Source organism: Serratia sp. BIGb0163, from assembly GCF_024809935.1.
Lineage (GTDB): Bacteria > Pseudomonadota > Gammaproteobacteria > Enterobacterales > Enterobacteriaceae > Serratia > Serratia quinivorans.
Genome location: NZ_JANUDZ010000001.1, coordinates 1,185,031 through 1,203,014, shown reverse-complemented (window position 1 = coordinate 1,203,014; position 17,984 = coordinate 1,185,031). Strand labels below are relative to the sequence as shown.

At 56.9% G+C, this 17,984-nt stretch carries 14 protein-coding genes; 4 read left to right on the top strand and 10 right to left on the bottom strand.

Features of this window, described 5'->3' with window-relative positions; genetic code table 11:
- Positions 1-18: 18 nt before the first annotated feature.
- Positions 19-378 (top strand): protease inhibitor Inh/omp19 family protein, encoded by a 360-nt coding sequence (locus M2406_RS05890; protein ID WP_259189215.1) that lies wholly within the window; start codon positions 19-21, stop codon positions 376-378.
- Between the two features lie 40 nt (positions 379-418).
- On the opposite strand, the gene M2406_RS05885 is transcribed toward M2406_RS05890, so the two are convergent.
- On the bottom strand, positions 419-940 hold the full coding sequence (locus M2406_RS05885) for a chromate transporter (protein ID WP_012145056.1): 522 nt from the start codon (positions 938-940) through the stop codon (positions 419-421).
- On the bottom strand, positions 937-1,509 hold the full coding sequence (locus tag M2406_RS05880; RefSeq protein ID WP_017892762.1) for a chromate transporter: 573 nt from the start codon (positions 1,507-1,509) through the stop codon (positions 937-939). The genes M2406_RS05885 and M2406_RS05880 overlap by 4 nt, the downstream gene beginning before the upstream one ends.
- 99 nt (positions 1,510-1,608) lie before the next feature.
- Here M2406_RS05880 and M2406_RS05875 point away from each other — a divergent pair, with 99 nt between their 5' ends.
- Positions 1,609-2,529, top strand: a complete 921-nt coding sequence (locus M2406_RS05875; protein WP_259189210.1) for a LysR family transcriptional regulator — start codon at positions 1,609-1,611, stop codon at positions 2,527-2,529.
- On the opposite strand, the gene licT is transcribed toward M2406_RS05875, so the two are convergent.
- Genes licT through M2406_RS05860 form a run of 3 tightly spaced genes read right to left on the bottom strand, consistent with a single transcriptional unit; the run spans position 2,526 to position 6,664 of the window.
- The gene (gene licT, locus M2406_RS05870) at positions 2,526-3,365 is read right to left on the bottom strand and encodes a BglG family transcription antiterminator LicT (protein ID WP_012145053.1); all 840 of its coding nucleotides are present in this window, start codon (positions 3,363-3,365) and stop codon (positions 2,526-2,528) included. The genes M2406_RS05875 and licT overlap by 4 nt on opposite strands.
- A 24-nt stretch (positions 3,366-3,389) precedes the next feature.
- Positions 3,390-4,802 (bottom strand): glycoside hydrolase family 1 protein, encoded by a 1,413-nt coding sequence (locus M2406_RS05865; RefSeq protein ID WP_115184723.1) that lies wholly within the window; start codon positions 4,800-4,802, stop codon positions 3,390-3,392.
- Positions 4,799-6,664, bottom strand: coding sequence for a beta-glucoside-specific PTS transporter subunit IIABC (locus M2406_RS05860; protein WP_126501652.1), 1,866 nt, complete (start codon positions 6,662-6,664; stop codon positions 4,799-4,801). The genes M2406_RS05865 and M2406_RS05860 overlap by 4 nt, the downstream gene beginning before the upstream one ends.
- Before the next feature lie 583 nt (positions 6,665-7,247).
- Between M2406_RS05860 and M2406_RS05855 the strand changes: the two genes are divergently transcribed.
- Positions 7,248-8,417 carry a cupin domain-containing protein gene (locus tag M2406_RS05855; RefSeq protein ID WP_259189207.1) on the top strand — a complete coding sequence of 390 codons (1,170 nt, stop codon included), beginning with the start codon at positions 7,248-7,250 and terminating at the stop codon, positions 8,415-8,417.
- Positions 8,418-8,453: 36 nt separating this feature from the next.
- Here the strand turns inward: M2406_RS05855 and M2406_RS05850 are convergent, their stop codons facing one another.
- From M2406_RS05850 to M2406_RS05840, 3 genes are read right to left on the bottom strand one after another with little or no spacing between them, the layout of a single operon-like run.
- Complete coding sequence (locus tag M2406_RS05850; RefSeq protein ID WP_012145049.1) at positions 8,454-9,758, bottom strand: cytochrome c; 1,305 nt, start codon at positions 9,756-9,758, stop codon at positions 8,454-8,456.
- Between the two features lie 11 nt (positions 9,759-9,769).
- The gene (locus tag M2406_RS05845) at positions 9,770-10,228 is read right to left on the bottom strand and encodes a (2Fe-2S)-binding protein (RefSeq protein ID WP_012145048.1); all 459 of its coding nucleotides are present in this window, start codon (positions 10,226-10,228) and stop codon (positions 9,770-9,772) included.
- Between the two features lie 13 nt (positions 10,229-10,241).
- Complete coding sequence (locus M2406_RS05840) at positions 10,242-12,449, bottom strand: molybdopterin cofactor-binding domain-containing protein (protein WP_259189202.1); 2,208 nt, start codon at positions 12,447-12,449, stop codon at positions 10,242-10,244.
- Positions 12,450-12,770: 321 nt separating this feature from the next.
- Here M2406_RS05840 and hpxO point away from each other — a divergent pair, with 321 nt between their 5' ends.
- Positions 12,771-13,928 carry an FAD-dependent urate hydroxylase HpxO gene (gene hpxO / locus M2406_RS05835; RefSeq protein ID WP_259189201.1) on the top strand — a complete coding sequence of 386 codons (1,158 nt, stop codon included), beginning with the start codon at positions 12,771-12,773 and terminating at the stop codon, positions 13,926-13,928.
- Positions 13,929-13,965: 37 nt separating this feature from the next.
- On the opposite strand, the gene M2406_RS05830 is transcribed toward hpxO, so the two are convergent.
- Both M2406_RS05830 and M2406_RS05825 read right to left on the bottom strand, forming a co-directional pair.
- Positions 13,966-16,101, bottom strand: coding sequence for a peptidase domain-containing ABC transporter (locus tag M2406_RS05830; RefSeq protein WP_259189198.1), 2,136 nt, complete (start codon positions 16,099-16,101; stop codon positions 13,966-13,968).
- Between the two features lie 2 nt (positions 16,102-16,103).
- Complete coding sequence (locus M2406_RS05825; RefSeq protein ID WP_259189196.1) at positions 16,104-17,372, bottom strand: HlyD family secretion protein; 1,269 nt, start codon at positions 17,370-17,372, stop codon at positions 16,104-16,106.
- Positions 17,373-17,984 lie beyond the last annotated feature (612 nt).

The window sequence follows — 17,984 nt, the reverse complement described above, 5'->3', positions numbered from 1 at the left end:
GCCCTGACAGGAGTTGTTATGAGCCTTATGTTAAGCAGCACTACCTTTGCCAGTTCACTGCCCCTGCTGGCCCCCTCTGCGCTGAAAGGGCACTGGCAGTTGAACGATGCCGAAGGCAAAGCCGCCGCCTGCGAAGTTGAGTTAAGCGATGAATTGATCGAAGGCACCAACGCCTACCGTTTTACCGCCTCTGCACAATGTCTGCAGCCGCTGGCCCTCGCCGAACTGCCTGTCGCCTGGCGCCCAACGCCGGACGGTATGACGTTAACCAACGCCGACGGCAGCATGGTGGCGTTTCTGGCGTTGACGGCCCCCAAACGCTACGAAGTGATAAATCATCACGGCAAGCCGCGCTTTACGCTGACGCCACGCCAATAACCGTCTTTTCTGGCGTGACGGCAGCGTAAAAAACCTGTCGTCACGCCACCAACAATCCCATTAACGCACCGCCCGCCAAAACCCACAGCGGATGAATACGCTTGCTCATGCTCACGACCGTGGCCAGCAGAATAATCGCCGCCAGCGGCCAGCTTGGCGCGGAAGCCTCGGCAATCAGCACCCCACTCGCCGCCACTAAACCGACGGTAACCGGCACCAGGCCACTCTGCACTCTGCGCCGCCAGGGTTTATCCTTGAAGCGTCGCCAGGCCCCCATCACCAGCAGGGTGACGATCGACGACGGGCCGAACTTGGCAACCGAAGAGACCAACAGCCCGGCCCAGCCGGCCACGTGCCAGCCAATCAGCGGCACGATCATCATATTCGGCCCCGGTGCGGCCTGCGCCATGGCAAACAGCGCACTGAACTCCTGCGCGCTCATCCATTGATGAACCTCCACCACCTGGCGCTGCATTTCCGGCAAAATGGTCATGCCGCCACCGAACGCCAGCAGCGACAATTCGGTGAAAATCAATGCCAGTGAGATCAAGATAGCGATCATGATGGATCCCTCCACCACAGCAGCAGAATGCTCAGCGGTGCCAGCACCAGCATGGTCGGTAATAACGGCAAACGCAGCCAGGCAATGGTAATCAGGCTGAGCGCTACAATCGCCAGTGCCAGCCATTTACCGCGCAGCGGTAACAGCATTTTTATCCCGGTGGACAACAGCAAACCGGCCGCCGCAGCGGCTAAGCCGGCAAACACGTGTTGCACATGGGCATCGTTCTGGAAACGGGCGTAGACCATGCCCAACCCGACCACAATCGCCGTTGGCGCGCTGATCAGCCCCAGCAGCGCGCACAAGGCACCGCGTACCCCACGAAACTCCATACCCACCGCCACGGAAAGGTTGATCACGTTGCCGCCGGGCAAAAACTGACACAACCCCAGCAGTTCGGTGAACTGTTCACCGCTCAACCAGCGCCGGTCTTCCACCAGCATGTTACGTGCCAGCGGCAGCACGCCGCCAAAACCAATCAGCCCCAGCATCAGAAAGCCCAAAAATAGCTCACTGTTGCCCGGAGGGGCCGCTAGTTGGCTGTTTTTTACTGCATCAGATTCAGACATTGCCGCTTCCAGATTGCTTCTTATGATGGCTGGTATGATGCGCGCCGCCATGTCATGCTGTCTAATGCATTTCATAAGCAACAAGGATACCTTCAAGGTATGTCTATGATTGAACTCCGTCGCCTGCGGGCGTTCGTTACCGTGGTGGAAGAAGGCAATATTACCCGCGCCGCCGAACGGCTGTTTATTCAGCAGCCGCCGTTAACCCGCCTGTTGCAAGGGCTGGAAGATGAGCTGGGGGTAAAGCTGTTGCAACGCCTGCCACGTGGCGTGCGCGTCACCGAAGCCGGCAATGTGCTGTTCAATGAAGCTCGTGCCCTGTTGGCACGGGCAGAGCAACTGACCGAGGCGGTGCACCGTGCCGCACGGGGTGAACAAGGGCATATCGCCATCGGCTTCACCAGTTCGGCCGCTCTGCACCCGTTTGTGCCCAATCTGCTGCGCCGCTACCGGGAGATCCTGCCGGGCATTACCACCCAGTTGGAAGAGGCCGGCAGCGGTGAGCTATTGGAGGCACTGGTGGATGAACGCCTTGACGTGGCCTTTGTGCGCTCGCCGGTGGGCGGCATTCCAGGGTTGACGATTGAACCGGTGCTGCGCGAACCTATGCTGGTCGCCCTGCCTGTCGGCCACCCGCTGGCCGTCAACAGTGAGCACCCCTTGCCGCTGGAGGCATTAACCCAAGAAGCCTTTATTCTTTATCGTCGGCCTGCGGGTCAGGGTTTGTACGACGCCATTCTGGCGGCCTGCCACCGCGCCGGGTTCAGCCCGCGCGTGATTCAGGAGGCCCCGCGCCTGCCCGCGACCCTCAGTTTGGTCGGTGCCGGTTTGGGGCTATCCATCGTGCCTGCCTCGATGCGACGTTTGGGGGGCGACGGCATTGTCTACCGGACGATTGACGATCGGGCCCAGCTCAGTGCGCCGCTTTATCTGGCGCTGCGCAACAACCGAACATCGGCCATCATCACGCGTTTTCGCGATTTGGTGACCGAAGCGGTCAGCGAGCAGCCACCCGGCTAATCTTCCTTGTCGGCGATGCGCGTCAGGTGGATCACCAGATACAGCAGCTCATCGTTCGACATTTCCATCTGCAGCAGATTTTTCACGTAGTCGCGGATCAGCAGCGCACCACGGTAGGCGTGCGGATACTCTTTGGTTACCTGAGCAAAGATAAAATCGTCTTTCGACGTCATCTGTTGCCCCTCGACCATACGCTGAATAAAAAACTGCATATGCACCAGAAAACGCGAGTAATTGAGCGAATCGGTGTCGATATTGATGCGAAAATGGTATTTGATGATATTGAAAATATCTTTCAACATTTTCACCGCCAGCAGCGTGTGCTCCATGTTTTGCACATCGGTCTGGCCATTAACCAGATGGAAAGCGATGTTGCCCGCCTCTTCTTCCGGCAGGCTGATGTTCAACCGCCGGTTGATGTGCGCCAGCGCCTGCGTGGCCACCGCGAATTCCTGCGGATAAAAGCGCTTCACCTCAAACAGCAGCCGGTTCTGGATAGCAATCCCTTTGTGGTAGCGCTCAATGGCGAAGCTGATATGGTCCGCCAACGTGAAGAAAATCTGCTCGTTAATCCGCCCATTGAGCTGGCGGTTAGCCTCGGCAAGGATCATCTGCACGATCTCAATGTGCTCTTCCGGCGTGGTTTCTATCAGCCGCAGGTAATCACGGCCCTTTTGGCTGTTTTGCACCACATACACTTTCTCTATCGTGGCCGGGTCGAGAACGTCACCCACCTTGCTGTTAAAGCCAATACCCTTGCCCATCACGATAACTTCATTGTTATCGCCGTCAGTCGATAGCACCAGGCTATTATTGAGTACCTTAATGACTTTCATCGTCGCGGCCATCACCCTTTATTTTTAGCGTTGCCGGCCATCTGAGGCAATCAGCCGTTGATACCAGTCAAAACTGCGCTTTTTAATTCTCCGCAGATCTTTCAGATCCTGCTCACCCCGGTTGACATAGACAAACCCGTAACGCTTGGCATAGCCCTGATGAGTGCTGACCACGTCTATCGCCGCCCACGGACAATAGCCGATCAGTTCTACCCCGTCGTTAATCGCCAACTGCATCTGTTCGACATGCTGACGCATAAACTCAATGCGGTAATCGTCGTTAATTGTACCATCGGCCTGTAACTCATCCGGAGCACCGATGCCGTTTTCAGTAATTAATATTGGCAAATGGTAGCGTTCAGCGGTTTTACGCAACGTTAGCCGTAATCCGACCGGGTCGATCACCCAGCCGTAGCGGGTTTTACCGACGAACGGATTCTCCGCTGCACGGTAAACTCCTGATTCCCCCAGCATGATTTGCTGATCGCCAGCGCGTGCGCTGATGTCGGAGGCGTCGCCACGGCTGGCGGCAATGGTGGCGGTAGAATAGTAGTTTATCGCCACATAGTCCGGTTTGCCCTGCAGCAACAGCGCCGCATCGCCCGGCTCCATCTGCGGAGCCAGTTCGCGGTCCAGCAAATAACGCCAGGCCAGTGGGTTATAGCGGCCATGCACCGCCACATCGAGGAAACTCCAGCAACGCAGCGTCTCCCAGTTATGGGCGGCGATAGCATCCAGCGGATGGCAGGTTTCCTGATACATCGAGGTGGTGTTAATCGCCGGGCCAATCTTCCCGCCTGGGCAGCGCTGGTGACACAGCGCCATCACCCGCGCCTGGGCCACCAGCATATGGTGGCTTTGCTGATACAACACCCGTTTAGACGGCAGTACGCCGCCCTTTGGCGTGCCAATCGCCCCTGGGTGCAGGATCATGGTGTTTTGTTCGTTGATAGTCAGCCAGTACTTCACCCGGTCGCCAAAGGCGTCGAACAGCACCCCGGCATAATCGACAAAGGCATCGATGGTGGCGCGATTAGACCAGCCCCCCTGCTGCTCAAGCACATAGGGCAGATCGAAATGATACAGCGTCACCACCGGCTCGATGCCATGGCTCAGCAGTTCATCAATCAACTGGCGGTAGAAATTCAGCCCGGCAGCGTTGACCTCGCCAGTGCCATTGGGCAGCACCCGCGTCCAGGCAATGGAAAAGCGATAGGCCTTCAGCCCCAACTCGGCAAACAGTTTCACGTCCTCGCGAAAGCGATGATAGTGATCGCTGGCCACCTTAAAGTCGGCGGTGCCTGGCGGATGATCGAGCATATCTACAATCGACGGGCTTTTGCCATCTTCGTCCCAGGCCCCTTCTACCTGATAGGCGGAGGTAGAAGCCCCCCACAGAAAATCTTTGGGGAAATCGTTCAGTCGTTGATAAATCATGCCGGCTCCTGCTGCGCATTATTCAGGCTGATGATGGGTTCGCCAAAGCCGATCCGACCCGGCTGACGGCAACTCAACTGTGGGAAATCTTCGCTGTTGACCACCAGTACCGGCGTGGTGAGGTCGTAACCCAGCGCAGCAATCGCCGCCAGATCAAAACGCACCAGTTCATCCCCCATCTTGACCCGGTCGCCAATTTTCAGGTTGGAGCTAAAATGCTGCCCGGCCAAATTAACCGTGTCGATACCGATGTGCACCAGCAGTTCAACGCCATTATCCCCCTTGATACCCACCGCGTGCATTGAAGGCAGGAAGGTCACCACCTCACCGTCCAGCGGCGCACGCAGCAGCCCTTCCTGCGGCCGTATCGCTACGCCCTGGCCCAATAACCCCTGGGAAAAGACATCGTCGTTCACCTGATCCAGCGCTACCAGTTGGCCGGACAGCGGGCTGAAAATCTGCTGTTCAGCGTCGCGGTGAGAGGCCGTCACCGCCGTCTCCTGTTCTTCGACCGGATCTTCAAAACCGAGGATCCAGGTCAGCGCAAAGGTCACTACGATAGCAATGGCGCAGGTGACCAGCGCATGGACGATATTCATCGGATTTTCACCGATAAACGCCGGTAGTGCTGCCAACCCCGGGGAGACAAAGGCATAGCGCACCAGCCCGCTCAGCCCGGCATAAACACCGGCACAGCCACCGCCGATCATCGCGGCAATCAGCGGTCTGCGCAGCTTAAGCGTCACGCCGTACAGCGAAGGCTCGGTGATACCCAGCAGCGCGGTGAAACCGGCAGAGGACGCCAGTTGGCGCAGGTTTTTGTTTTTGGTACGGAAGGCCACGCACAGGGTGGCCGCGCCCTGCGCAATATTGGAGGCCAGCATGCCCGGCCCGTTAATCATTTCGAACCCGTTTTTGCTCAACTGACCGGTCGCGATCGGCGTCATCGCCCAGGCGGTGCCGGTGATCACCAGGAAGGGTTGCAGCCCGCCCATCAGCATCGGGATCAGCCAACTGGCCTTACCGTCGACGATCGCTGCGCCGGCGGCAACCAGATCGTTAAGGAAAATGCCGAACGGGCCTACCACCACCAATGCCAGTGGCGCGGTGACCAACAGAATAATCATCGGCTTGGTGAAGAACTTGATCATCGTCGGCGAAACTTTTTCGGCAAAGCGCTCGATATAAGACATCAGCCAGACGGTGAAAATAATCGGCAGCACCGAACCGGCATAGTCGGCCATTCGCACCGGAATGCCGATAAAATCAATCGGAGCTCCCGCCGCCAGCATCTGCGCCAGATTGGGGTGCAACAACACCCCGGCGATGGTCATGGCCAGTATCGGGTTACACTCGAACTTGATTGCCGCGCCATAGGCCAGCAACACCGGCAGGAAGAAGAAAGCCGCATCGGCAATGGTGTCCAGCAAATGATAGGTCGGGCTGGCGGCGTCTATCGTCCCGGTCAGTTTGAGGATCGCCAGCAGCGCCTTAATCATCCCCGCGCCGGTGATCGCCGGGATCACCGGGGTAAAGGTGGTAGAGATCACGCTGATAATCTGTGAAACCACTCCGCCGCGAGCCTGTGATTTCTTATCGCTCTGTCGCCCCTCGAGAGCGCCGATTTCTTTTTGTAGGGTGCGGAAAGTTTGCTGCACGTTGTTGCCGACCACGATCTGGAACTGGCCGCCGCGCTCCACCACGCTGATTACCCCCGGCAAGGCCTCAATCGCTTTCGCCTCTACCAGGCTGTCATCGTTAAACTCCATGCGCAGACGAGTAGCGCAGTGCGTCAGTTTGCTGACGTTGCCTTTACCCCCTACCCGCGCCAGTATTTCCAGGCCCAGCTGTTTGTAATCCATAAAGTTTCCCCGTAAAAAAACAAAAAAAAAGACCAAAATCAAAATGCGCCTCATCGCAATGAGAGGTGCATTCCTATTTTGGTCTTGCCTGCCTGAGCAGTAACACGCCGTAATAAAAATGTCTGGCGATCGCTAAGATCGCGGCGAAAGTATCGTCATAGTTGTGATTTTTCGGCAATAGCCTGCGTTAAGCTTTGTGATTAACATCACTAATTTTCGAAAATGCACTGCAATGTTGCCCACCACGCCCCACTTTAGCGCATTGGTTGAATTAACCGATTAAAATAACACTGACAAAAAAATGCCCGCCTAAATAAATTAACTCTGTTTATTATTTATTGAACAAAAAACACAATTAAATTGATACCGATGCATTATTATTAATAGTAAATACAATAATTACAGCCTCTCTCAATTGGTAACACAAACAAATAAATTATTTGCGGTGAATACGGCCTAAGCCACTATGATTTAACCGTCGCAGAGCATTTTAATGCGGCAATAACACACCTGCAGCCAATAAAACCAACAGATAAATCCTGCCGATATTTTGGCAGGTATTCTATATATTGGAGAAAGTCATATGTTATCGCGTCGTGATATATTAAAAGCCTCTGCGGTCAGCGCAGCAGCAGCCAGCGTAATGGGCGGTATGATTAAATCCGCCAGCGCCGACGAACATCGTAATATTGTCCCGCCCAGTACTTTCCAACCCGCCGCAGAGGCACAAGACCTTTATAAATATGTCTTTGCCAACAGCAAAAAACGCAGCCTGCCCAGCGGGTGGGCCAGAGAGGCCACCGTCGAACAATTCCCGATTTCTGAAGGCGTTGCCGGGGTAGATATGACGCTGGAGCCGGGCGGTGTCCGCGAACTGCACTGGCACGCCATTGCCGCCGAATGGGCGTTTATGCTGGAAGGCCATGCCCGCATCACCATCATCGACCCGGAGGGCAAGTGTGAAGTGGCGGACTTCGGCGCAGGGGATGTTTGGTATTTTCCCAAAGGTTACGGGCACTCGATCCAGGCGCTGGCGGACGGCGCGCACTTTGTTTTGACCTTTGATAACGGTCATTTTTCCGAGTTTGGTACTTTCAGCATTACCGACTGGGTGGCACACATGCCCAAAGAGGTGTTGGAAAAAAGCGTCAATATGCCGGCAGCGGTATTTTCCAAAGCCAAACAGGGTGAGGCCTATATTGTCGGCGGTGCGGTTCCCCCAGATCTTCCCCTGCCCAGCAACGACGGCGGTTTGAATAACTCTCCGTTGGCCCACCGTTATGAATTAATGAAGCAAAAACCTTTTTTTGAAAATGATGCAGGCAGCGTTCATTTGGTATCGTCAAAAGAATTTCCCATTTCAACTACCATGACCGGAATTATCGAAATCGTTAAACCCGGTGCGGTGCGGGAATTGCACTGGCATCCCAACGCCAATGAGTGGCAATACTATATTTCCGGCAAGGGTCGCATGACGGTATTCAGTTCACACGGCCATGCGCAGACCGCAGAATATGCCCCGACAGACGTCGGTTATGTCCCGCAGGGTTTTGGTCATTACATTGAGAATATGGGCGATGAGGATCTCAAAGTGCTAATCGTACTGGATAACGGTATTTATCAGGATATTTCGCTGTCTGACTGGTTGGCGAAAACCCCGGCCTATCTGCTGGCAGATAACTTCAATAATCAGATTGCCGACTGGCAAGATCGCCCCAGGGACAAACTGGTAATGTCCCGCCGTAAAAGCTGATGGGTAGCGAGGGGGCGTTAACCCCCTCGCCAAGGGTTACTGCTTACGCTGCTCCGCCACCTGTTTGGCGGTCACCTTGCCTTGTTTTTCACCAAACTGGCCCACCACGTAGTTGGCTACCGCAGCCACTTCTTCGTCCGAGTATTGGCTACCAAAGTCCGGCATAAACTCGTGCTGCTCACCAATGCTGATGCGCGTACCTTTGAGGATCGCCTGCACCACGCTACGGCCCTGCGGATCGTTAACCGCGGTGCTGCCAACCAACGAAGCATATTTGCTCTGGCGACCGGTACCGTTCCACTGGTGACAACCGCTACAGTCCCCGGCGAACAGCCTGCGGCCCAGTGAATCTTCCTGCCCACCCGGTAATACCGCGCTGGAAGAGGTCGCGCCCTTCGGCTGCAGATTCACCGCGCTGGCACTGTCGGTGGCGATCGGCTCGATATTGCGCAGATATTTCACCAGGGCCTGGTTGTCCTCCGGCGTCAGGTACTGCAGGCTGTTTTCCACCGCTTCCGCCATCGGGCCGGAAGCACTGCTGCGCCCTTCCGCATGGCCGGTGGCCAGATATTGCGACAGTTGCTGTTCGCTCCAGGCGCCAATACCGGTCTGCCGATCCGGGGTAATATTGCCGGCGAACCAGCCCTGGATCACCTCACCGCTGAGGTTTTTGCTCTGATTAATGCCAAAACCCAGATTGCGCGGGGTATGGCATTCGCTGCAGTGGCCCAGAGCCGTCGCCAAATAGGCCCCGCGATTCCATTGCTCATCCTGATTGAGGTTCGGCTCGAAGCGTTTTTCGTTGAAGAACGCCAAATTCCAGAACTTCATGCCCCAGCGCTGGTTGAACGGGAACGACAGACCGTTTTCCGGATTCGCCTGCTTCACCGGCGGCAGGCTGAACAGGTAGGCTTTGATTGCCAGTACGTCGTCACGGCTTAACCCAGTGTAGGAAGTATAAGGCATTGCCGGATACAGATTCCCCTGTGGACCGACGCCTTCACGCACCGCACTCACAAACTGATCGTCACTCCAGCCACCGATCCCGGTTTCCGGGTCGGCGGTAATGTTGGTGCCATAAATGGTGCCGAATGGCAGTTTAAAGGCAAAACCGCCGGCGAACGGTTTGCCGCCAGGCGCCGTGTGGCAGGCCACGCAGTCGGCGGCACGTGCCAGATATTCACCGCGGGCCAGCTTATCGCTAATGCTCGCCGGGGCCCCGGCGATAGGAGCAGCAGGCTCCGGGCCGACCGGACGTAACAGGGTATAAAGCGCGTAACCTCCCGCTAGCACCACTATTGCGACAATCAGCCATAACAGCCATCTCAGGGCGTTGCTCATGGGTTTCTCCCTTAATCCAACGCCTTGGCGGCCTGGTGAATGGCGGCGCGAATGCGCACGTAGGTAGCGCAGCGGCAAACGTTGCCACTCATCGCCGCGTCAATATCTGCATCGCTCGGGTTCTTGCTCTGGGCGAGCAGTGCGCTGGCGCTCATGATCTGGCCGGACTGACAGTAGCCGCATTGCACCACGTCCAGATTGACCCAGGCCGCCTGCACCGCTTTGCCCGTCGGCGTCTCGCCGATCGCTTCGATGGTGGTAATTTTCTTGCCCTCGGCGGCAGAGACCGGCGTCATGCAAGAACGTACCGGCACGCCGTCCAGATGAACGGTACAAGCGCCGCACATCGCGATACCGCAGCCAAATTTGGTGCCGGTCAGCCCGGCTTCATCACGCAGGAACCACAGCAGCGGCATATGCGGGTCGCCATCAAACGTCAGCGGTTGGTCGTTCACGGTTAAAGTTATCATGCTGTTCTCCTTGTCAGACGCTGGCGTCACTGTTGGGACGGTGTAAAGGCAGGCTCAGTGAACTGCGGGGCCGCCCGAGCAGCGCCAGAGCATTCCCGACCGCCGGGGCAATGGTCGGCACACCCAGTTCACCCACGCCGGTCGGGGCCTCGCTGGAAGGCACGATAATCACCTCTATTTCCGGCATTTCATCGATACGCAGCGGGCGGAAATTGTTGAAGTTGGACTGCTCAACCACCCCGTCTTTTAGCGTAATATTGCCGTACAGTGCGATGCTCAGACCGTAGCCGATGCCGCCTTCAATCTGCGCGCGGATCACATCCGGATTGACCGCGACGCCGCAGTCCACCGCACACCACACCTTGTGCACCCGTGGAATGCCGCCTTCGCCGATCGATACCTCGGCAATCTGCGCCACCCGGGTATTAAACGCCTTGGCGACGCCAACCCCCCGCGCCCGGCCATCCACCACCTTCGCGCCCTGCCAGTTAGCGGCTTTCGCCACCGCCCGTAATACGCCAGCCTCACGCGGCGCATCCCCCATCAGTGCCAATCGCCCCTCTACCGGATCCTGCCCGGTTTCCTGCAACAGTTGGTCGATAAAGCTTTCCACCGCGTGGCCGGTATGGGTACTGGCCACCGACCTCAGTGAAGTGGTAGGTACCTTGCCCGGCACGATATGGGCGTCGCAGCGGAAACTCTCGAAGGTATAAGGAACTTCGCTGGCACCTTCGATCATCATCTGATCGACACCGTTAACCACCAGTGCCGTCATCGCACTGTTGAGCGTCCAGGAATGGCCGACGACGGTATCGCTCCAGCCCACCACCTTGCCGCCGCGGATCGCCCCGCGCAGCCGGTGCAGGATCATCGGGCGATACCAGCCGTTGCGGATGTCGTCTTCACGCGTCCACACCACCTTCACCCCGTGCCCAGGGCCAATCGCCTTGGCGGCCGCCGCCATGTCTGCGGCCAGATCCGGCCCCAGCTTCGGGTTGCCCAGATCGATACGGCGACCAAAGCTGCCGCCGGCTAAAATGGTTTCAATTTCTACCTTCTCCGGCGGCAATTGGAACAGATCGCACAGTTGCTGGTGATCGAGGGTTTGGATCTGGCAGCCATAACGCGCCTTGACGCTTTCGCCGTCCCAGAACAGATAGCCGTCCAGCGGCTCCATCGGCGCATGGGCCACATACGGGAAGGTGTATTCCGCTTCGATCACTTTGTCTGCTTTATCAAAAACCTCGTCCGGCTGGCCGTGACTTTTCGCCACCGCACCGGGCTTTTGCGCCACCTGACGGAACTCGGCGAAAATCTGCTCGGTGTTGCGCCGCTCGGCCTGCGAGTCGTCCCACTCCACCTGCAATTTTTCACGCCCCTGGATCGCCGCCCAGGTATTTTTGGCGTATACCGCCACGCCGGTATCGGTCTGCTTCACCGCCACGACGCCCGCTACCGCCAGCGCCCGACTGGCGTCAAATGAGGCCACCTTGCCGCCGAAACGCGGTGGCTTTTTGATGGTCACGGTCAACATATCCGGCTCATGAATGTCCTGAGTGAATTGCGCCGAACCGTTGGTTTTGGCCAGCGAATCCACCCGGTGCAGGCCGCTGGCCTTGCCGATCAACGTAAAATTGGCGGGATCTTTCAGTGTCAGAGTCGCGGGGTCGGGTGGCGGTAACTGGCTGGCCAATACGGCAAACTCGCCGAAGCCCGCTTCACGCCCACTGGCGGCATGGCGGATCTTGCCCGCCTGCACGGTAATTTCCTGCGCGGAGGTTTTCCAACTTTGCGCGGCGGCCTGCACCAGCATTGCACGCGCCATGGCCCCCATGCGACGCATCTGCTCATAGGCATTGGCCACCGAACTGGAGCCACCGGTGCCCTGGAAACCGAACGACAGATTTTTATAGACGTTGGTATCAACCGGCGCGGCAACCACCCGCACCTGCGACCAATCGGCGTCCAGCTCTTCGGCGACCAATGTCGCCATGCCGGTATACACCCCCTGGCCTACCTCGGTATGTTTACTGATAACGGTGACAATGCCTTCCTGATCAATCTGCACGAAGGCATTGGCTGCATGAGGATTGTTTTCAGGCGCCGTGGCGGAGTTGGCTCGGGCCTGCGCACCGGTAGACGGCAGATAGGCACCGATCACCAGCGCACTGGCGCCGACGATAAAACGCCGCCGGGTAAGCGGGACTTCGGGTAGATTCATTGCTCATCGCTCCAAAATGCCGATCAACCTTAATCAATGCGGCGAAATCATTCTTTTTATGCGCGCCGTCTGCATACACCAGCGCGACGGGCTAATAGTTAGCGTAGCCTATTATTTTGTCTGTCTGGCATTCAGGCGGGGTTTTCTATTGTGGATTTGTGCTATGCGCAATTGCATGCCTGGAACAGCTAAGGATGCCCCGTCACGACCCATGGATTGCACCAAATTGCATCAAGCAACTGCCCGATAGCGCGCCAGCGCTCGGTTTGCGGACTGGTATGGAAATTGCTTATCCCGATCATGGCTATGAGGGAGAAGCAGATGAAAGCAATTGTCATTGGTGGCGGCATTGGCGGCCTGTGTACCGCCATCGCATTACAGCGTGTCGGTATCGACACCGAGGTTTTTGAAGCGGTCAAAGCAATCAAACCGGTCGGGGCCGCCATTTCCATCTGGCCCAACGGCGTAAAATGCCTTAATTATCTGGGGATGAAAGAACCGCTGCGCGCGCTCGGCGGCCCGATGCACTACATGGCCTATCAGGAATACCTGCACGGCCAGACCCTGACACGCTTTAGCCTGGATCCGCTGATCGCCAGCGTCGGCGAACGGCCGTACCCGGTGGCCCGAGCCGAGCTACAGGCGATGTTGCTGGACACCTACGGCCGCGATCGGGTGCATTTCGGCAAACGCGTCAGCGGCATTGAAGAAACTTCGCAGGGCGTGACCGCCTGGTTTGAAGACGGCAGCCAGGCCAGCGGTGATTTTCTGATCGCCGCCGACGGCACTCATTCCGCCATTCGCCCTTATGTGCTGGGCCACGGGGTGGATCGTCGCTATGCCGGTTACGTTAACTGGAACGGGCTGGTAGCCATTGATGAGTCCATCGCCCCCGCCGACCAGTGGACCACCTTTGTGGGTGAAGGCAAGCGGGTGTCATTGATGCCCGTCTCCGACAACCGCTTCTACTATTTCTTCGACGTTCCTCTGCCCACCGGGCTGGCGGAAGACCGCAGCACGGCGCGCGCCGATCTGCAGCGTTACTTTGCCGGCTGGGCCGAACCGGTGCAGAAACTGATTACCGCGCTCGACCCCGATACCATCAACCGCATTGAGATCCATGATATCGAACCTTTCGAACGGCTGGTGCGCGGGCGCGTGGCATTACTGGGCGACGCCGGGCACAGCACCACGCCGGATATCGGCCAGGGCGGCTGTGCGGCGATGGAGGACGCGGTGGTGCTGGCAATTGCCTTACAAACCAACTCGCTCGGCATTGAAGACGCGCTGTTGCGCTATCAGGAAAAACGCAGCCACCGGGTGAAGGACCTGGTGCTGAAGGCGCGCAAGCGCTGTGATGTTACCCACGGTAAAGAGATGGCGATCACCCATGGCTGGTACGAAGAACTGAAAAGCGAAACCGGCGAGCGCATTCTCTCTGGTATGCAAGAAACCATTATGGGCGGACCGCTGGCCTGACTCAGCCCTTCCTCTGCGGCAAGGCAAGGCTTTACCGTCAAACGCTCAAAATGCGGATGCGCCCCGCCGCCAGTTCGATCACCCGGTCCGCCGTGGCGATGGTTTCCGGCCGGTGGGCGATCAGTAAAATGGGTAACCCAAGCTGGCGTAAGGTCTGGCCAATCAGCGTTTCGTTATTAACGTCCAAATGGCTGGTGGCTTCATCGAGGATCAGCAACTGTGGCTGCTTGTACAACGCCCGCGCCAACAGTAAGCGCTGTTTTTGCCCGGCGGACAGGGTTCCCCCCATTTCGCCGATTAACGTCTGGTACCCCATCGGCAGTTTTTCGATGTCCTGTTCCAACTGCGCCAGACGAGCACATTCGCCAAGCTTTTGCTGATCAACCCGGGGGGAGAAAAACGTCATGTTTTCGGCAATGGAGCCGCGAAACAGTTGGTCCTCCTGCAACACCACACCGATATGCTGGCGAACCTGTTGATAATCCCCCTGCCGGTGCTCGATACCCAACGTGCGGATCACCCCGGCGGTCGGCGGATACAGCCCCAGTACCAGCTTGGCCAGCGTGGTCTTGCCGCAACCAGAGGCACCGACCAGCGCCAGCACCTCACCGGGCATGATTTGCAACGAGACCTGCGAGAGGATCTCACGTTCGGTTCCGGCGTATTTAAAACTGACCTGCTCCAGGCTCAACGCAGGGCGATCGCTCGGCCAGACGCGGGCCGCTGAAGACCCATTGGCACCACCTGCCGCCTGTGATGCCGCATCTTCACGCACCGCGAGCACTATATCCGCCAGCCGTTGGTTATAGACATCCAGCATGCGGTACGCGACCAGTTTGTCGATCAACCCATTGATGCTGGACGAAAAACGCCCCTGAAAGGACATATAAGCCACCAGCATACCCACCGAAAACTGACCGGCCAGCACCGCGCTGGCCCCCAGCCACAGCACCGCCGCCCCCACCACGCTGCCGATGACGGTCTGCATAATGCCGTATACCATCATCAGTTTGCTTTCGTGCAGTTGAGCATTGCGCCGGGCAACATTCAGATTACGCCAGACCGATTCGCGCGGCGTCAGCGCCCCATTGACCCGCAGGCTCAGCACCCCGCGCAGGCTCTCCAGAAAGTGGCTGGATTCCTGGGTACCGGCGACCCAGCTATCATCTGCCGCTTTACGCAGAGTACTGAACCAAAACAGCCGCAGCAGGCCATAAACCAGAGCGGCGGCCAACGCGACCAGGGTTAATTTGGCACTGTAGAAAAACATCATGGTCAGCGTGCCCACCACCAGTAACACATCCAGAAAGGCTTCGAGCAACGTGGTGGTCAGCGTGTCCTGAATGGTGTCGACGGCATCGAATTTGGCGCTGATATCCCCCATATTGCGCGCCTCAAACCAGCTAATCGGCAGCCGCAGCAGGTGGTGAAATACGTTCGCCGTCCACTGCATGTTGAAGTTGACCGCCATGGTGAGGGTCGCCCACTGTCGGGCCAGTTCCAGTAGCGTTTGGGTCGCGGCCATCAGCAACATGGCGATGACGATCAGCGTCAGCAGGCTGGCGTCCAGCGCCACCAAAACCTCGTCAATCACCAGTTGGTTGATCAGCGGGCCAATCAGCGCAAAGACTTCGAGCGCCAGGGCGAAACAGAATATCCTGCCCAGCGCCGATTTCAGGCCCTGAGTCTTGCCAATAAGATCGAACAGGCGGATCTTTTTTCGCTGATCTTTGACCGCAAACTGGTGAGTGGGCGTCAGTTCCATGGCGACGCCGGTAAAGTGACGATTCGCTTCCCGCAGGCTCATGGTTACCGCACCACGAGCCGGATCGTGCAATTCCAGCCTCTGCCCTCGCACCCGTTTGAGTACCGTAAAGTGATTCATGTCCCAGTACAAAATGCAGGGCACCGCCAGCAGGTGCAACTCTTCAAGCTCCAACTGCACGGCGCGACCACTTAAGTGCAACTGTTCGGCACAGCTCATCAACTGCGAAAATGTCATGCCGAGCTGCGAAACGTTAAATCGTGCTCGCAACGTGGGCAGATCAACCCGGTATCCATGCCAGCCGGCAATCATCGCCAGACAGGCCACGCCGCACTCCGCCGATTCCGTTTGGCGAATCAACGGCAGGCGCTTGCGCCATCCCCAGTTAATCACTTCGGTAACGTCCATGTTCAGATCCTTCCTTGCAGACTCCATAACGGTTCCAGCAGCCACTCGTACAGGCGGCGGCTGTCCAGCTCCACATCCGCAGACACGGTCATGCCTACGCGCAACGGCTCCTGTCGGCCATAGGCCGTAATGGTGGTTTTATCCAAGGCTACGATGACGCGGTAATGCCCTTCGTTTTCCTTCCACACCATCGGGTTTTGCAGCAGCGCCTCGCTGGCGCTGAGGCTGGTGTCGGTTATGGCGCGGGTGACGCCATACTGCACGCCAAATTTTTCATAGGGGAACGAGGCAAAGCGCAGCCCCACTCGCTGCTGGGGCTTGATAAACCCCACCGCTTTGCTTGGGGCAAACAATTCGACCTGTAACTGTGCATCATCAGCGACCATCATCAGTAAAGGATCGCTTTGTTTTACCGTCTGACCGGCCCGCGCCAGTACCACGGCGATATGCCCATCCACCGGGGCGGTCAGCGTATGATCGCGCTGGGCGCCCAGTTCGATCTCCTGCTGTTTAATGCCCTGTAACTGACGTTCAAGCTCGGCGTCGCGCCCTTGCTGTTGTTGTTCCAGGGTCCGAAGCTCTGAGGCCGCCGCGGCAAGCTCGCGTTTTAGCCGCAGCTGCGCCTGCCGCTGGAGTTCAACCTTTTCCTGCGCCGTCGACAGCGTCATTCGCTGCTGCTGAAACTCCAGCTCGGAGACATAGCCTTTGGCGATCAGTTTGCGGTAGCGCTCCATCAACGAATGTGAAAGTTTCGCCTGTTGCTGAACCAGCAGCATTGCCGCGTCTGCGCTGGACAGTTCCTGATTGAGCTGCGCGATGCGTTGCCGTACGCCGGTTTGCTGCAGAACGCGGGTTGCCAGTTCTTGAGCGCGCTGATGCTCCAGCATGCGATATTGACGATTTAATGAATCAGAAACCGACGCCAGCGTACCGACGCCCTGCCCATTGAAATATTCGCCGCTGAGCCGATACAGCGCCTGACCGGCCTTGACCGCTGCCCCTTCCGCCACCAGCCGCTCGGTGACCTGCCCGGCGCTGCGGGCTACCACCTTGATCAACCCGCTGGACGGCATCACCACCCCTTCCAGCCGCGCTTTGCGGGTATATTCGCCCAACATTAGGAATAGCAAGATGGCCAGCACCAGCAGGACGCTGACCCAGGCATAGACGGTTAAACTGAGGCTGGCGGGGATAATCACTTCCCCCTCGGCTCTGGTGGCCTGAGCGGCAAAATAACCCTCGCGGTAAAGCTGGGGAGGACGTCCTGTCATTGGGGGTTATACCTTTATCGGCATTATAGGTCGATAATCATCTTACTGACCGCGACGCTTCCATTTACGGACCAATCTTCGCGCCGAGGTATATATTAACTTCATAAAAGTCATTGTCCCTAACAGCACGAAAAAATAAATCATCCACTTAGCCACTTCACAAGGGATATTGATTTTTAACAGACCACTGTATTGGCTAAGCCCCACATTAAAAAACAGATTATGGGATAGCCCAACGGCAAGAGTGACCATAATAAAATCCGACCAAAACGTCTTCACAAAAGGCACTCATTCAACATTAATATGTAATTATACCAACATGTTATATAGAATACTCATACCAAATAAAATTCACACCACTCATATTAAAACTACATATTCGAAAAACGCAAGGCAGACATAGATATAAACACCATCCAGCATCGTGTCAATATATAAAACCATTTTCACCAATATAATAAACTCAACTAAAGCGAATATCTTATACGAGGCACTTAATTACACAGTTAGCAAGGTTGCGATATTTTATCACCCCACTTCGTTTATTCATATTTTAAGCACCGCCAAATTTGATATTCAATTCACAAGGCCAATAAACCATTAAATAAACGC

Bases quoted from the DNA above. Each gene is read 5' to 3' on its own strand.
- M2406_RS05850 (WP_012145049.1), bottom strand. From the start codon at position 9,758: ATGAGCAACGCCCTGAGATGGCTGTTATGGCTGATTGTCGCAATAGTG.
- M2406_RS05860 (WP_126501652.1), bottom strand. From the start codon at position 6,664: ATGGATTACAAACAGCTGGGCCTGGAAATACTGGCGCGGGTAGGGGGT.
- M2406_RS05830 (WP_259189198.1), bottom strand. From the start codon at position 16,101: ATGGACGTTACCGAAGTGATTAACTGGGGATGGCGCAAGCGCCTGCCG.
- M2406_RS05885 (WP_012145056.1), bottom strand. From the start codon at position 940: ATGATCGCTATCTTGATCTCACTGGCATTGATTTTCACCGAATTGTCG.
- M2406_RS05865 (WP_115184723.1), bottom strand. From the start codon at position 4,802: ATGATTTATCAACGACTGAACGATTTCCCCAAAGATTTTCTGTGGGGG.
- M2406_RS05845 (WP_012145048.1), bottom strand. From the start codon at position 10,228: ATGATAACTTTAACCGTGAACGACCAACCGCTGACGTTTGATGGCGAC.
- M2406_RS05840 (WP_259189202.1), bottom strand. From the start codon at position 12,449: ATGAATCTACCCGAAGTCCCGCTTACCCGGCGGCGTTTTATCGTCGGC.
- M2406_RS05825 (WP_259189196.1), bottom strand. From the start codon at position 17,372: ATGACAGGACGTCCTCCCCAGCTTTACCGCGAGGGTTATTTTGCCGCT.
- M2406_RS05890 (WP_259189215.1), top strand. From the start codon at position 19: ATGAGCCTTATGTTAAGCAGCACTACCTTTGCCAGTTCACTGCCCCTG.
- M2406_RS05880 (WP_017892762.1), bottom strand. From the start codon at position 1,509: ATGTCTGAATCTGATGCAGTAAAAAACAGCCAACTAGCGGCCCCTCCG.
- M2406_RS05855 (WP_259189207.1), top strand. From the start codon at position 7,248: ATGTTATCGCGTCGTGATATATTAAAAGCCTCTGCGGTCAGCGCAGCA.
- hpxO (WP_259189201.1), top strand. From the start codon at position 12,771: ATGAAAGCAATTGTCATTGGTGGCGGCATTGGCGGCCTGTGTACCGCC.
- M2406_RS05875 (WP_259189210.1), top strand. From the start codon at position 1,609: ATGTCTATGATTGAACTCCGTCGCCTGCGGGCGTTCGTTACCGTGGTG.
- licT (WP_012145053.1), bottom strand. From the start codon at position 3,365: ATGAAAGTCATTAAGGTACTCAATAATAGCCTGGTGCTATCGACTGAC.